The following is a 15379-nucleotide window of genomic DNA, read 5'->3' on the forward strand; positions in this document are numbered from 1 at the left end:
AATTACCATATTAATTAAAATATAAAGTATTCATTACATGCATCATAACTCCTATTGGAAGACAATCCTCATCTACATTAAATTTAGAGGTATGAAGAGGTGAAGTCAGTCCTTTTTCCTCGTTTTTGCACCCTAAATGGAAGAATGCTCCTTTGCAATGTTCTGTATAAAAAGAAAAATCTTCACCACCTAATGAAGGGTTTGCTCTCAGTATAAATTTTTCTTCTCCAAGTAATTCCTTAGTACTTGAAATAACAGTATCTACTAATTCCCTTTCATTTATAACAGCAGGGTAATTTTCATCGCTCACGTGTAATGTTCCAATACATCCAAATGCAGATGCTGTATCTTCAACAATTTTAGTAATCTTATTAATTACAAAATCTCTTGTCTCACTATTTAAAGTTCTCAATGTACCCTCTAATTTTACATCTTCACATATTACATTATGTGCATCACCACCATATATTTTGCCTATAGTCAAAACTGCAGCATTATTTGGTTCTAGGTTTCTACTTATTATGGTTTGTAGTGATGTAACAATTTGTGAAGCTGTGACTATTGCATCAATACCATTTTCAGGATACGCACCATGAGCTCTTTTACCCTTAACACTTATTTCTATAGTATCAACACTTGCATTTAATGTGTCGTATTTTGTTTCAATAAATCCTGTTTTAATGTGTGGCATGACATGAAGCCCAAATATATAATCAGCTTTAGGGTTTTCTAAACACCCATCCTCAACCAAGAACTTTGCTCCACCAAAACCTTCTTCTGCTGGTTGAAATAAAAATTTTACATTTACATTTAGATTATCTTTCATTGAATAGAGTACTTTGCATGCTCCAAGTAACATTGTTGTATGCGCATCATGACCACAAGCGTGCATTTTTCCATTATGTATTGATTTATAAGGTATATCGTTTTCTTCTTCTATAGGAAGCGCATCCATATCTGCTCTTATACAAATAGTTTTATCTGCATTTTCTTTTAAAATGTATGCCATAATTCCATTGTGTTTTGTAAATTCCATATAATCAATTCCTATTTCTTTTAAATAAGAAATGACTTTTTGTTTTGTAAGATTTTCCTCAAGAGCTAATTCTGGTATTCTATGTAATTCTCTTCTAACATCTATTAACCAAGGTTTTATAGAATTACAACTTTCTATTACAAAATCTTTTTCTAATTCTTTAACTTGATTTTTTAATTTTAAAGCTGGTTGCATTTTTATTCCTCCAATTACTTTTTATTGTCTTGTTAATATAGTTAAGCAATTATTATGCCATGTTTTTTTACTTAAGAATTTTGTTTTTTATAAAAATATTGAATAAAAAAAATCATTACATTGTATGAAAAGTATGAAAAATAAATATTATATTGCAATTTTCAGTAAAAAATTTTGTTTTGGATAAAGATTGCACTATATATGAGTATTTATAAAAAAAATAGGAAAATTGTTATTTATCCTATTCCTATTAATTCCTATTAATTAGATAAAAATAGACTATAATTTTGATGTATTTAGCAAACAAAAAAATCTACTAAGGAGACAAACTATTCCCTAATAGATTTTTTATTTAATAGTTGATAAACTTATAGAGTTTCATACTTTAATTTACTATAAAAGATTTCTCCTTTTTGAGTTATTTTACTTCCATATCTTCCCGAATTACAAATTATAAATTCTTCTTTTTTTAGATATTCAAATATTTTTTTTATTTTACCTTCAGTAATTTGAATATTTTTATCTAGTAATCTTTGCAAAATTAGTCCTCTACCAATACCAACATCTGATTCTTTATTTAAAATCAACAATTCTAGTATATTTAAAATATCATTTTTATTATACTTTAGTTTTAATGGGGAATTCTTATTATCTAAAGTCCTTAAGTTTGGAGGTAAGTCCTTTTCAAGTACAATATCATCACACATAATATTTAAGTAAGATGTTACATTTTGGAGTTCTCTTATATTACCTTTCCATTTATAGTTTTGTATAAGTTCTTTTGCCTCTGGTGTAATCAATAACTTTTTATTAATTAAATCTTCCATAATAATTAAGATATCTTCTTTTCTCTCCCTTAAAGGAGGTATATTTATTGGAATTGTATTTAATCTATAATATAAATCCTCTCTAAATCTACTATTATCAATCATTTGTTCTAGGTTTTTATTAGTAGCTGATATGATTCTAACATCTATGTTAATTATATTATGAGAACCAACAGGCATTATTTGTTTTTCTTGGAGAACTCTAAGTAGCTTTGTTTGTAGTTCTAAGGGCATGTCGCCAATTTCATCTAAGAATATAGTTCCATTATTTGCTAATTCAAATAATCCCTGTTTTCCTTCTTTTAGCCCCCCAGTAAAAGTACCTTTATCATATCCAAATAACTGACTTTCTAGTAAGTTTTCAGGAACAGCTGCGCAATTTACTGCTATAAATGGCTGATTTTTTCTAGTTGAATTATTGTGTATAGATTGGGCTATGAGTTCTTTACCAGTTCCACTTTCACCTCTAATAAGTATACTTAAATCAGATTTAGAAACTTTTTTAGCTAAATCTATGCATTCAAGCATCTTTGGGCTATTTGTTTTTATATCTTTGAATGTATATTTCGCTATTTGCCCTTTTTCTCTTAATTTTTTAGTTAAATTTTGTTCCAGCTTTTTTATGTATGTTATTTCTTGTAAACTGTAATATGTACCCATTTTTTCATCTTTATTGTATATGTTTTTTTTATTTACATTTATATACTTTTTATCAAATATAATAACCTTGTCCAATATCTCTTTTTCATTTAATAAAACCTTTAAACTATCTATAAACACTTCTTGAATATATTTACCATAGATATCCTCTTTTATGTTTAAGATGTCTTTTACTTTACTATTATATGTATTTATTACACCATCTTTTGAAGTAAATAATATTCCATCTTTTGATAAGTTCAATATTGTATCTAATTCTTCTATCTTTAAAAACAGTTCTTTATATTTATCTTTTATACCTGTGTCTAAACTTATTATTTCTTCTGAGTATTTAACCAGATTAGATTGTATTTCTTTTGAGTCGATTTGTAATAAGTTTATTATTTCTATAAAGGTAGAAATATCTATATATCTATGACCTAAATCAAAAATATCTGAGATAGAACTAGGGACTTTTTCTGGAACTCCTGGAGTTATAGCTATCTTTATATCTTTATAATTATTTTCGTTCATATATGGAACTGGTCTAATATTAGTTACTCCAATCTTATAAAATAAGCTTATAGTCTCTAAAGTAGTTTCATCAGAATCATTTACAATTAAAGCATTTGTACCTTGTGGTAAGGATAATAAATCATATACTTTATCTTCCTTAAAAGTTCTTCTTATTACAATAACTTTTTTCTTGTCTAATATATTATTTATAATTTTGTCTAATCTTTCTACAGACATTACCAATATTACATCATCATTTATAATATCATCATTATTTATTTCATCTATAAAGTATCTGTTAATTTTTATGTAATCTCCAAAAACTAACTTTAAGTTATTTTCCAAAAAATCTATTAAATCTTTTCTGCTATCATTTACTAAAGCTACTGATTTTTTCATTGATTTCTCCTTATTTATATAATAAATAGTTTTTAATAATATTTACAGGAAGGTTATTTCCATAATCAATATATCTTATTGTATCTAAAATTGTACAAAACTTATATAATATTAATACTTAAACTATTAAACATTATTAATACTATAAAATAATTTAATTTTAATATCTTTTTTATATAACATCAATAACTTTATATCTAACCTTTTAAATTTAATAGCGTTTTATACAAAAAAGAAGGTGCCTAGATATGATTTTTTGAGAATCATACATAGAAACCTTCTTCCTTATAATTAAATCTTGTCACCAAATCCCCCTAATTGTTGCTTAAAATTCAAAATGTATGTATATTTTTCATTTCTATTCGATTAAATTATAATATACATCTAAAAAATTTATTTTAACAAATTCTATTGATAATACAATTTCATAAATATAGAATTATATTAAAATAAATAATATATGAAAATATATATGTATAAGTTTATTCTGCTTGAGTAGAATAGATTTGTCAAGATTAATTTAATTGTTATATTATCTTTTGTTAAAAATTAATCTAAATTAAAATATATAAATAGAATATTTTATACAATATATCATAAAAGGAGAATTTAATGAAAGCAGAAGAGACGAGCATATACCCAATTATTAAAAATAATTTAAATCAAGTATCCATTGTTGAATATAAAAAAGGGCAAAGATTTGTAGCATCAGATGAAGATTTGCAAGAAGTCTTTTTTATAATAGAGGGAGTTGCATTAGTAGAATGTTCCACTAGAGGAGGAAATAAATTTCTTGTTGATATTGTACCAGAAAATGAATTTATAGGTAAAATTAGTTATATATATGAACATAACTTGAAATGTGATATATTTGCAAAAACTAATATAAGATTATTTAGATTTAAAAAAGATGTATTTGATGAGTTATATCTTAAAAGAGATTTTATTGAATTATTTCACAGTAAATGTACAAGAAGAATATATGAGTTGTACAAAACTAGAATGGTAAGAGAATTATTTTCTTGTACGGAAGTTATTGCTTATTGTATCTTAAAAAAACAAGAGCATAGTATATGTAAAGCAAAGCATATTCGTAATTTTAGTGAAATTTATTCAATCAGTAGAAAAAGTAGATACCACTCCCTATTGAATTTAATTGAAAAGGGTATAATTAAAAAAATAGATAGCACATATGAAGTTTTGAATTATGATAAATTACATAGATTAGCCTTTGAAGTAAAGGAATTTTTAGAAGATAAATAGTTATTAATATTATTGTTATTTAATTAAAATATAATATAATAATTTATATAAAAAATAAAAAATAGCTTCACTGAAAACTAGAAATAATTTAGCTGTTTTCAGTGATACTATTTTAAAGTATTATATACTACTAAAATACACTATTGTTATTAATCAATTTCCTTAACTATGTTAATAGCCCATTTTTTAGATAATGCTCTAGGTACCCCAAATATAAATTTTACAACTTCTTCACTGTAAGTGAGTAGAACAAGGATGAATATAGGTGCACCTTTAAATGCAGCTATAAAAGTTAAAGGAAGTGAAGCTAACCACATACATCCTAATTCTAAAAATAGAGCATATTTAGTATCTCCACCACTTCTCAAAATACCAATTATAATTAATGTATTAAATGATTTTAGAGCCATTAGTATACCCATTATAAAAAATATTTTAGTTATATCAGAAGACAAGCTATCAGAAACACTGAACATCTTTAATAATAATGGGATATTTAAAATTAAAATAACTCCAAGTATTAAACCAGCTAAAAACACTAGTATAGAAAATTTCTTAGCATATTCAATGGCTCTTTTGATATGGTCAGCACCAAGTTCATTACCAAGCATAATAGATGCACCAGATGCAATACATACAGCAGTCATTATAAAGAAGTTACCTGTACTAGTTGCTATTTGACTTGCTGCTATAGCAGATGTACCTGCTCTTGAATAAGCAACAGAATACAGGACAGTTCCAACTGCCCATGCAGAGTCATTTACAAATATAGGGAAACTCTTTGATGAAAAAGATTTGATAAAAATCTTATCGATAGCCTTTAGATTTTTCAACCCAAATTTTAATATATAGTCTTTTTTATAAAAATACACATAAGTAAGCATTAAAATTAATTCGCATATTCTTGCAATTACAGTTGCTAAAGCAGCTCCTTTTACGCCTAATGCAGGAAGCCCTAAATTACCAAATATAAATCCATAATTTAAAATAACATTTGTTACAAGAGCAAATGCACTGCAAATCATACCCAACTTAGGATTCCTAACACCTCTAGAACCAGTACTAAATACTGTACTTATAGCTATCAATGGATAACTAAATACTGCGATACTAAAATAGTCTATACAAAGTCTTACAACCTCTGAATCATAAGAAAATATGTGTATTATTGGTTTTGGTGTTAGTAGAGCAGGGATAACAAATACAAAGCTTAAAGCAAGTGCTAATATACAGGTAAGACCTGTAACCTTTCTTATATTACTAATATCTTTTTTTCCATAAAACTGTGAAATAAAAACTCCAGCCCCGCCTGTAATACCAGACAGAGACATATTAAAAAGAAAGAAAAATTGGTTTGCAACTCCAACTGAAGCTACAGATACTTCACCTAAACTACTTATCATAACTGTATCTATTACATTTACAGATGTAGAAATTAAGTTTTGTATGATAATAGGTATACATAAAGATAGAAGTATCTTGTAAAACCTTTTATTTTCATCCTTTAAAGAAAACAATGCTTGCAAATAATCCTCTCCTTTTTACATAAACTCTTCCCACTCATCATATAGAGAGGAAAGTTCATTTTCTAAACTGATTTTTTCTTGACTGACTTCTTTAGCTTTCTCAGGATTAGAGTATACTTCCTCTTGACACAATAGCACATCTAATTCTTCAATTTTAAGTTCTAGTTTTTCAATTTCTTTTTCTATACTTTGCCTTTTTATTCTATTTTTCTTTTCTGATTCTCTTTGCTCTCTTTCTTTTCTTTTTTCATCTTTTATTTGAGTCCTTGTTTTTTCTTCTTTCTCTTCAACAATACTCATTTCTTGAACTTGTCTTTTCTTATCAATATAATAATCATAGTTACCTAAATATTCAGTAACTCCATCTTCATCTAAAACAAGAATCTTATCTACAACAGTATTTAGAAAATATCTATCATGTGATATTGTAAATATAGTACCATCATAATTAGTTAATGCTTCCTCAAGAACCTCTTTAGAATCAATATCTAGATGGTTAGTAGGCTCATCTAACAATAAGAAATTTGCATTTGATAATATAAGTTTAAGTATAGCCACTCTAGCTCTTTCTCCACCACTTAATGTAGAAATTTTCTTGAAAACTTCTTCATCAACAAATAAAAATGCTCCTAACATATTTCTTAAAGTGGTTTGAGTAAGATGATTATTGTTTTCCCAAATTTCATCAATTATAGTGTTATCCAAATTAAGAGTTTTTTGTTCCTGATGGAAGTAAGAAACATGGACATTAGTTCCAAATTTAATATTACCATTAATAGGTTGTAGCTCATTAGTTATTATTTTAAATAATGTAGACTTACCAATGCCATTTGCACCTATGAGAGCAACTTTCTCTCCTCTATATATGTCTAAGTTTAAATCTTTAAAAAGTATTCTTTTTCCATATCCCATAGAGACGTCTCTAATTTGAAGGACATCATTCCCACTTTGAACAGATGGAGTAAATTGTATACGAGCTTTTTTTCTATAAGCTTCTGGCTTATCCAAAACATCCACTTTATCCAATGCTTTTTCTTTGCTTCTTGCACGTTTTAGGTGCTTTTCCCGACCATACGCTTTTAGTCTTTCAATAGATTCTTCTTGTTTTTTTATTTCTTTTTGTTGGTCTTCGAATTTTTTTAGTTCTAGTTCTTTTTCTATTTTAGACAGTTCAACAAATTTAGAATAGTTACCATTATATACTCTAAGTCTTTTATTGTGAATTTCAAAAATTCTATTTACAGCTTGGTCTAAGAAATATCTATCATGAGATATTAGCATAACAGTACCTTTGTATTGTTTTAAAAATACTTCTAACCATTCTATTGCTTCAGAATCTAAGTGGTTAGTAGGCTCGTCAAGTAATAATAAAGTTGGTTTTTTAAGAAGTAATTTTCCTAAAAGAACCCTAGTTTTTTCACCACCAGAAAGTATACTTATTGGTTTATCCATATCATTGTCACTAAATCCTAATCCTTTTAAAACTCCCTTAGCTTCAGACTTATATCCATATCCATTTAAATCTGAAAATAATTCCAACTTATGTGAATATTCATCCATGATTTTTTCTAAAATTGGAGAGTTTGTTTTTGTGCTTTCCTCAGATATTTTAACTTCCAATTCTCTTAAATAGGACTCCATATCTATCAAATCTTTAAAAACTTCCAACACTTCTTCTAAAATGGTATTATCCGAATAAAAATTGGTATTTTGTTCTAAATATCCGATTTCACAATCTTTAGAAGTGTAAATATCTCCACTATCATAGCCATAAATTCCTGATATTATTTTAAATAAAGTAGTTTTTCCAGTACCATTAATGCCAATTATACCAATTTTATCGCCTTCATTTACTGTAAAACTAATATTTTCCAATATAGAATCTATACCAAAACTTTTATTTAAGTTGTTACATGACAAAACAATCATAAATTTCTACCTCCTTGAACTATCTAAAATTATAATGTTTTGATATAATATAATCAAGGTTATATGTATTAGTTTTGAAAAAGAAATATTTTATTGTGAATCAAACAAAAAAGAGGACACTTTTAGGAGGTGAAAATGTTGGGAAATAAAAATATATCAATGGCAGTTATAAGAAGGCTCCCAAAATATCATAGATATCTTGGAGACTTATTAGATAGGGATATACAAAGAATATCTTCTAAAGAATTGAGTGATATAATAGGTTTTACTGCTTCTCAAATAAGACAAGATTTGAACAACTTTGGTGGATTTGGACAACAAGGGTATGGTTATAATGTAGAGGCCCTTCATACTGAGATAGGTAAAATACTTGGATTAGACCGACCATATAATGCAGTTCTTGTAGGAGCAGGTAACTTAGGACAAGCTATAGCCAATTATGCAGGATTTAGAAAAGCTGGATTCGAGATAAAAGCTTTATTTGATGCAAATCCTAGAATGATAGGTTTAAAGATAAGAGAATTTGAAGTGTTAGATTCAGACACTTTAGAAGAGTTTATAAAAAACAATGATATAGATATTGCTGTATTATGTATACCTAAAAATGGAGCACAAGAAGTTATTAATAGAGTTGTAAAAGCCGGAATAAAAGGTGTATGGAATTTTGCACCATTAGATTTAGAAGTTCCGAAAGGTGTTATAGTTGAAAATGTAAACCTAACAGAAAGCTTATTTACTTTATCATATTTGATGAAAGAAGGAAAGTAGACAACTTAAACATATTAATAATAAGTAACTATGAAGAGTATTGAGAAAGTCAGAAGATTTAATATTAAATCATCTGGCTTTTTAAAATATTAGGATAAAAGTTTAAATAATGTATGCAAATAAATAATATTAGGGAGCGTGAGTTTTGTGGAGGAATTATGGAAAAAAGCAATTGAATTTCATGGTCATGAATGTCCAGGTTTAGCTATAGGATTTAAAGCAGCACTTGCAGCAAGAGAATATTTAGGATGTAAACAATCAGGAGATGAGGAAATTGTATGTATTTCTGAAAATGATGCATGTGGAATAGATGGTATACAAGTTGTATTAAGTTGTACAATGGGTAAAGGGAATTTGCTGCTTAGAATGACAGGGAAATCAGTATACCATTTTTTTAATAGGGAAAATGGAAAGTCTATAAGAATATATGTAAAGTCAAAACCATTTGATATGGATAGAGAAGGGTATAAAAAATACTTATTGGAAAGTGAATTTGAAGATATATTTGAAATTACAGACACAAAATTAAGACTTCCAGAAAAGGCAAGAATATTTAAGTCTCTTAAATGTGAAGTGTGTGGAGAGTTTGCACCTGAGCAATATATAAGAATTCAAGATAGTAAGAAGGTATGCCTTGATTGCTTTAGCAAATACGAAAGATTTTATGAAGAGGGAAAAGAAACATCAAATTAAAGATATTAGGTTTATACATAACAATAAAAGAGTCAAAGAAAAGGATTATATACAATACTATTAAATTTATACAATAGAAATAAATGCTTTATTTCAATGGAGTAAAGTAATGATATTTAAAAGTAAATGTTACTTAATTTATATATAATAAAAAGAGACTGATTAATATTGATAAAATCAAATTAAGCCAGTCTCTTTATGAATATTATTATTCTGGTTGAGGTGCATCTACAGGACAAGCTCCTGCACAAGAACCACAGTCTATACAAGAACCAGCATCTATAACATATGCGTCGTCTCCAGCTGATATACAGCTAACAGGGCATTCAGCCTCACAAGCACCACAGCTTATACAAGCGTCAGTAATTTTATATGCCATTTTGAAATCCTCCCTTTTATATGTATTGTAATTCAATAACATTATAACAAATATTATTGAATATAACAATTAAATTAATTCTACAACAAAAACTTTATTATGATATTCTTATTTTAAAGTTTTACAATAAAGTTTAATCTGCTTATATTTTTATTTATCTTAGAGAAGTTTACCTTAAAAATAAAATTAAAGTTTAAAAGCTATGTATGGAGTACATTTAAAAATGTTATACTTTTAAAAGAGTATATTTTATTAAGAATTTATTGCTTTAAAGGAGATTTAACATGAAAAATAAGTTAGTTTACATATGTATTATGAGTTTATTGTTATTTGTAGTAGGGTGTTCTAATAATTCTGAGAAGGAAAATAACATTAAAAAAGATTCTAATAATAATCAAAGTCAGGTTGAAGAACAAAAAAGAGAGCCTATAAAACAAGATATAACTATAAGTTTTGCTGGTGATGTAACTATGGGAAACTATAAAGGTTCATCATACTATGGTAGTTTCGACCATGAATTTGAAAGACAAGGAAAAGATTATGATTATTTTCTTAAAAATGTAAAATCTATATTTGAAAAAGATGATTTAACAGTAGTTAACTTAGAAGGTCCTCTTACTAATGAATCAAAGGCGAAAGAGAAGAAGTTTGCATTTAAAGGCAAACCAGAATATATAAACATTTTGAAGTCTGGAAGTGTAGAAGCAGTAAGTGTTGCAAATAACCATTCAGAGGATTATTTTGAGGAAGGTATGAAAGATACAAAGTTCATACTGGATGAAAATAAGATAAATTATTTTGGTTTAGGTAAAGACGCAGTAATAGATGTTAATGGAATTAAAGTAGGTTTATTGGGATATAATGGATTGTCAACTGAATACAATGAAAAAAACTTAAAACAAATGGAAGATGATATTAAAGCCATAAAGGAGAAGTCAGATGTTGTTATGGTTTATTTTCACTGGGGAATAGAACTGGAATATTCTCCAGATAAAAAACAAAAAGATTTTGCTCATTATGCAATAGATAAGGGTGCAGACCTGGTTATAGGTTCTCATCCTCATGTAGTTCAGGGGATAGAAAAGTATAAAGATAAGTATATAGCTTACAGTTTAGGAAATTTTTGTTTTGGAGGAAATAAGAATCCTTCTGATACAGATAGCTATATATATCAACAAACCTTTACCTTCTCAGATAATAAACTATCTTCAATTAAAGAGCCAAATATAATACCAACAGCAATAACATCTAGCAGCTCTAGGAATAATTATCAACCAAAAGTACTAGATGGAAGTGAGAAAGATAGAGTTTTAAATAAGCTAGAAAAAATAAGTAAAGATTTAAATAATTAAAAGTGTAAAAAAAAATAAATATATATATTTATTTTAATAATTTATATTTTGTTTTAAAGTTGGGAAAACGTGGTATTAAATAAGTAGATTTTAATAGTTAAATTATAGTCAATTGCTATAATACTATCAAATCTACTTTTTTAATATAAAAATATAAGGGGGAATTTGTAATGGCTTGTAACACTTGTAAAATGTGCGAAAGTGCGGACAAGAAATTAGAAAGTTTTGTAGCTTCAAAGGATGTTGAAACAGCATTTCATAGAACAGAAGATCAAAAGGTTAAATGTGGTTTTGGACTTCAAGGAGTCTGTTGTAGACTCTGTTCAAATGGACCATGTAGAGTAACTCCAAAATCACCAAGAGGTGTATGTGGAGCAGATGCAGATACTATAGTAGCAAGAAACTTTTTAAGAGCAGTAGCATCAGGAGCAGCTTGTTATTTACATGTGGTAGAAAATACAGCTAAGAATTTAAAAAATGTTGGAATAACTAAAGGTGTTATTAAGGGAGAAAAAACATTAAATCAATTAGCAGAGATGTTTGGAATAGAAAGTGATGAAAAATACGATAAATGTATAAAAGTAGCTGATAAAGTTATAAATGATTTATATAAATCAAGAGATGACAAGATGGAATTAGTAGAAAAAATAGCTTATGCACCTAGAGTAAAAAAATGGAAAGAGTTAGGCATAATGCCTGGTGGTGCAAAATCAGAAGTATTTGATGCAATAGTAAAATCATCAACAAACTTAAACAGTGACCCAGTAGACATGTTAGTTAACTGTTTAAATTTAGGAATATCAACAGGGTTATATGGTCTTACTCTAACGAATCTTTTAAATGATGTTATGTTAGGAGAACCAGTTATAAGAATGGCTCCTGTAGGATTTAATGTAATAGATCCAGACTACATAAATATAATGATAACAGGTCATCAACATTCAACATTTGCAAATTTCCAAGATAGATTAAAAGATGAAGATGTTATAAAGTTAGCTCAATCTGTTGGGGCAAAAGGATTTAAGTTAGTAGGATGTACATGTGTTGGTCAAGACTTACAATTAAGAGGAGAACATTATCAAGAAGTATTTGCTGGTCATGCGGGTAATAACTTTACAAGTGAAGCTGTTTTATCAACTGGAGCAATAGATATAGTTCTTTCTGAATTTAACTGTACTATACCTGGACTTGAGCCAATAGCAGATAAGTATAAAGTAAAAATGGTTTGCTTAGATGATGTTGCTAAAAAAGCAAATGCAGAATATATAGAATTAGATAGAAGTAATTTAGATGAACTTAGTAATTCATTAATACAAAAATCACTAGAATCTTATAAGGAGAGAAGAGGAAGTGTTGAAATAGATATACCAAAAGACCATGGATTTGAGCAGTCTTTAACTGGTGTAAGTGAAAAGAATTTAAAAGCATTTTTAGGAGATTCATGGAAACCTCTTATTAATTTAATTGCAGAAGGAAAAATTAAAGGGGTTGCAGCTGTTGTAGGATGTTCAAATATGACAGCAGGAGGTCATGATATAAATACTGTTGAATTGACTAAGGAGTTAATTAAAAAAGATATTATAGTACTTTCAGCAGGATGTTCTACTGGAGGATTAGAAAATGTTGGTCTTATGTCACCTGGAGCAGAAGAATTAGCAGGGGAAAACTTAAAAGAAGTATGTAAGACTTTAGGAATACCACCAGTATTAAATTTCGGGCCATGTTTAGCTATAGGTAGACTTGAAATAGTAGCAACAGAGTTAGCGGCTGAGCTTGGAATAGATTTACCACAATTACCATTAGTGCTTTCAGCTCCACAATGGTTGGAAGAACAAGCATTAGCTGATGGAGCTTTTGGACTTGCTCTTGGTTTACCTCTTCATTTAGCATTACCTCCATTTATAACAGGAGGAAAGTTAGTAACAGAGGTATTAACAGAAAAATTAAAAGACTTAACAGGAGGACATGTTATAGTGAATCCAGATCCTAAATCTTCAGCTGATCAATTAGAACAAATAATAATAGACAGAAGAAAAAATTTAGGGTTAAAGGATGTGGAATGTAATGCATAGAATTTTTATAAATAAAGATTTATGTACAGGCTGTAAAAGTTGTGTATTAGCTTGTATGTTAAAGCATAATAAAGATTATAACATGTATACTCTTGATTTAGAAAATGTAGATAATGATAGTAGAGGGCATATAGAACTAGATAGCAAACATAATAATCCAGTTCCAATTCTTTGCAGACACTGTGATGAGCCAGAATGTGCTTTAGCATGTATGAGTGGTGCAATGCATAAAGATAGTCAGAGTGGAATCGTTTCATATGATGAAGAAAAATGTGGTTCATGTTATATGTGTGTAATGTCTTGTCCATATGGATTATTAAAACCAGATGATAGAAGCAAGCAAAACATACTTAAATGTGATTTATGTAAAGATGAAGAATATCCTAGATGTGTAGCTAATTGTCCAAGTGGTGCAATTGAATTACAGAAGGAGGAAAATGATGAATTATGTAGTGTTAGGGGCTAGTGCTGCTGGTATAAATGCAGCAAAAACATTGAGAGAATTAGATAAAGATTCTAATATAGTGGTAATTTCTAAAGATGAAAATATATACTCAAGATGTATGCTACATCATGTTATATCTGAACACAGAACTTTAAAGCAAATAAACTTTGTTGATGAAGACTTTATGGAGAAAAACAACATAAACTGGATTTCAGGTAAAACGGTTAAAGGAATAGATACAGATAAAAAACTAGTTCAAATGGAAGACATCGCTGTAAATTATGATAAGCTTTTAATAGCTACAGGTGCATCTTCTGCTATTCCTCCTATAAAGAATTTAAGAGAAGGAAATTTTGTATACTCTGTAAGAAACATAGATGATATTTATAAAATAAAAGAGAAGGCAGAAAAATCAAAGAAAGTTGTTATAATAGGGGCAGGATTAGTTGGAATAGATGCTTTAATTGGTCTATTTAAATATGAACAGCTGGATATTTCAGTGGCCTTTATGGAAAAATATATTCTAGATAGACAATTAGATGAATATACAGCATCAGTATACGAAAATAAATTTAAAGAAAAAGGCGTAAAATTTTATCCAAGTGCATCAATACAAGAAATTGTTTTAGATGATAGTAAAGATGTTAAAGGCGTTGCATTTTCAAATGGAGAAATTCTTGATGCAGACATGGTAATCGTAGCTACAGGAGTGAAACCTAATGCTGACTTTTTAGATGAAACAGGAATAGAATATGACAGAGGCATAATAATAGATGATAGATGCCAAACAACACAAAAAAATATCTATGCAGCAGGGGATGTTGTAGGTAAAAATGCCATTTGGCCTATAGCTGTAAAACAAGGAATTATAGCTGCACACAATATGGTTGGAAAAGATAAAAAGGTAGAAGATGAATTTGCTTTTAAAAATAGTATGAATTTTATGGATATACCAACCATTTCTATAGGAATGAATACACCTGTAGATGATAGTTATAAAGTATTAACTAGACATGGAAATGATTGTTATAAAAAGTTTATTTTTAAAGATAATATAATCTATGGAGCAGTTATACAAGGAGATATTTCATATGTAGGTGTATTAACTTATTTGATAAAAAATAAGGTTGAAATATCTGATTTAGAAAATAGGATATTTGATGTGTGTTATGCAGACTTCTTTAACATAAAAGAAAATGGAGAGTTTTGTTATAGTGTATAATACATAGCTGAATAGAAGCTTATAAAGAATATAATAAATAGAGCTATTTTAATATAGAGAATTTTTACTTTATAAAAATCTTTACTTAAAGATAGCTCTATTTTTATAATTAAGTTCA

Annotated in this window: 12 protein-coding genes; 7 read left to right on the top strand and 5 right to left on the bottom strand. The window is 27.9% G+C overall.

The window, feature by feature from the left end:
• Window positions 1-10: 10 nt before the first annotated feature.
• Together IC219_RS13410 and IC219_RS13415 are read right to left on the bottom strand one after the other, a co-directional pair.
• Entirely contained in the window at window positions 11-1231 is a 1221-nt protein-coding gene (locus IC219_RS13410) for a M20 metallopeptidase family protein (protein ID WP_227434582.1), read from the bottom strand.
• 368 nt (window positions 1232-1599) lie between these two features.
• Entirely contained in the window at window positions 1600-3612 is a 2013-nt protein-coding gene (locus IC219_RS13415; RefSeq protein ID WP_227831441.1) for a sigma 54-interacting transcriptional regulator, read from the bottom strand.
• A gap of 612 nt (window positions 3613-4224) precedes the next feature.
• Here IC219_RS13415 and IC219_RS13420 point away from each other — a divergent pair.
• The gene (locus tag IC219_RS13420; protein WP_227434583.1) at window positions 4225-4875 is read left to right on the top strand and encodes a Crp/Fnr family transcriptional regulator; all 651 of its coding nucleotides are present in this window, start codon (window positions 4225-4227) and stop codon (window positions 4873-4875) included.
• A gap of 149 nt (window positions 4876-5024) precedes the next feature.
• Here IC219_RS13420 and IC219_RS13425 read toward each other — a convergent pair whose 3' ends face one another.
• Both IC219_RS13425 and IC219_RS13430 read right to left on the bottom strand, forming a co-directional pair.
• The gene (locus IC219_RS13425) at window positions 5025-6401 is read right to left on the bottom strand and encodes an MATE family efflux transporter (protein ID WP_227434584.1); all 1377 of its coding nucleotides are present in this window, start codon (window positions 6399-6401) and stop codon (window positions 5025-5027) included.
• 15 nt (window positions 6402-6416) lie between these two features.
• The gene (locus tag IC219_RS13430) at window positions 6417-8330 is read right to left on the bottom strand and encodes an ABC-F family ATP-binding cassette domain-containing protein (RefSeq protein WP_227483540.1); all 1914 of its coding nucleotides are present in this window, start codon (window positions 8328-8330) and stop codon (window positions 6417-6419) included.
• 135 nt (window positions 8331-8465) lie between these two features.
• Here IC219_RS13430 and IC219_RS13435 point away from each other — a divergent pair, with 135 nt between their 5' ends.
• Together IC219_RS13435 and IC219_RS13440 are read left to right on the top strand one after the other, a co-directional pair.
• On the top strand, window positions 8466-9098 hold the full coding sequence (locus IC219_RS13435) for a redox-sensing transcriptional repressor Rex (RefSeq protein ID WP_227434586.1): 633 nt from the start codon (window positions 8466-8468) through the stop codon (window positions 9096-9098).
• 147 nt (window positions 9099-9245) lie between these two features.
• Window positions 9246-9791, top strand: coding sequence for an FmdE family protein (locus IC219_RS13440; RefSeq protein WP_413926949.1), 546 nt, complete (start codon window positions 9246-9248; stop codon window positions 9789-9791).
• 208 nt (window positions 9792-9999) lie between these two features.
• On the opposite strand, the gene IC219_RS13445 is transcribed toward IC219_RS13440, so the two are convergent.
• Window positions 10000-10170: a DUF362 domain-containing protein gene (locus IC219_RS13445; RefSeq protein WP_009888017.1), complete on the bottom strand. Its 171-nt coding sequence runs from the start codon at window positions 10168-10170 to the stop codon at window positions 10000-10002.
• Between the two features lie 284 nt (window positions 10171-10454).
• Here IC219_RS13445 and IC219_RS13450 point away from each other — a divergent pair, with 284 nt between their 5' ends.
• The 4 genes from IC219_RS13450 to IC219_RS13465 all read left to right on the top strand — a co-directional run bounded on the left by IC219_RS13450 (window position 10455) and on the right by IC219_RS13465 (window position 15261).
• Window positions 10455-11522: a CapA family protein gene (locus IC219_RS13450; RefSeq protein WP_227831440.1), complete on the top strand. Its 1068-nt coding sequence runs from the start codon at window positions 10455-10457 to the stop codon at window positions 11520-11522.
• Between the two features lie 170 nt (window positions 11523-11692).
• Window positions 11693-13594, top strand: coding sequence for an anaerobic carbon-monoxide dehydrogenase catalytic subunit (gene cooS, locus IC219_RS13455; RefSeq protein WP_227434598.1), 1902 nt, complete (start codon window positions 11693-11695; stop codon window positions 13592-13594).
• A complete protein-coding gene (locus IC219_RS13460; protein ID WP_227434599.1) occupies window positions 13587-14060 on the top strand; it encodes a 4Fe-4S dicluster domain-containing protein in 474 nt (157 codons plus the stop codon). The genes cooS and IC219_RS13460 overlap by 8 nt, the downstream gene beginning before the upstream one ends.
• Complete coding sequence (locus IC219_RS13465) at window positions 14035-15261, top strand: FAD-dependent oxidoreductase (protein ID WP_227831439.1); 1227 nt, start codon at window positions 14035-14037, stop codon at window positions 15259-15261. The genes IC219_RS13460 and IC219_RS13465 overlap by 26 nt, the downstream gene beginning before the upstream one ends.
• The last annotated feature ends 118 nt before the right edge of the window (window positions 15262-15379 follow it).

Origin of the sequence: Clostridioides sp. ES-W-0018-02 (genome assembly GCF_020658175.1) — a bacterium.
Taxonomy (GTDB): Bacteria; Bacillota; Clostridia; order Peptostreptococcales; family Peptostreptococcaceae; genus Clostridioides.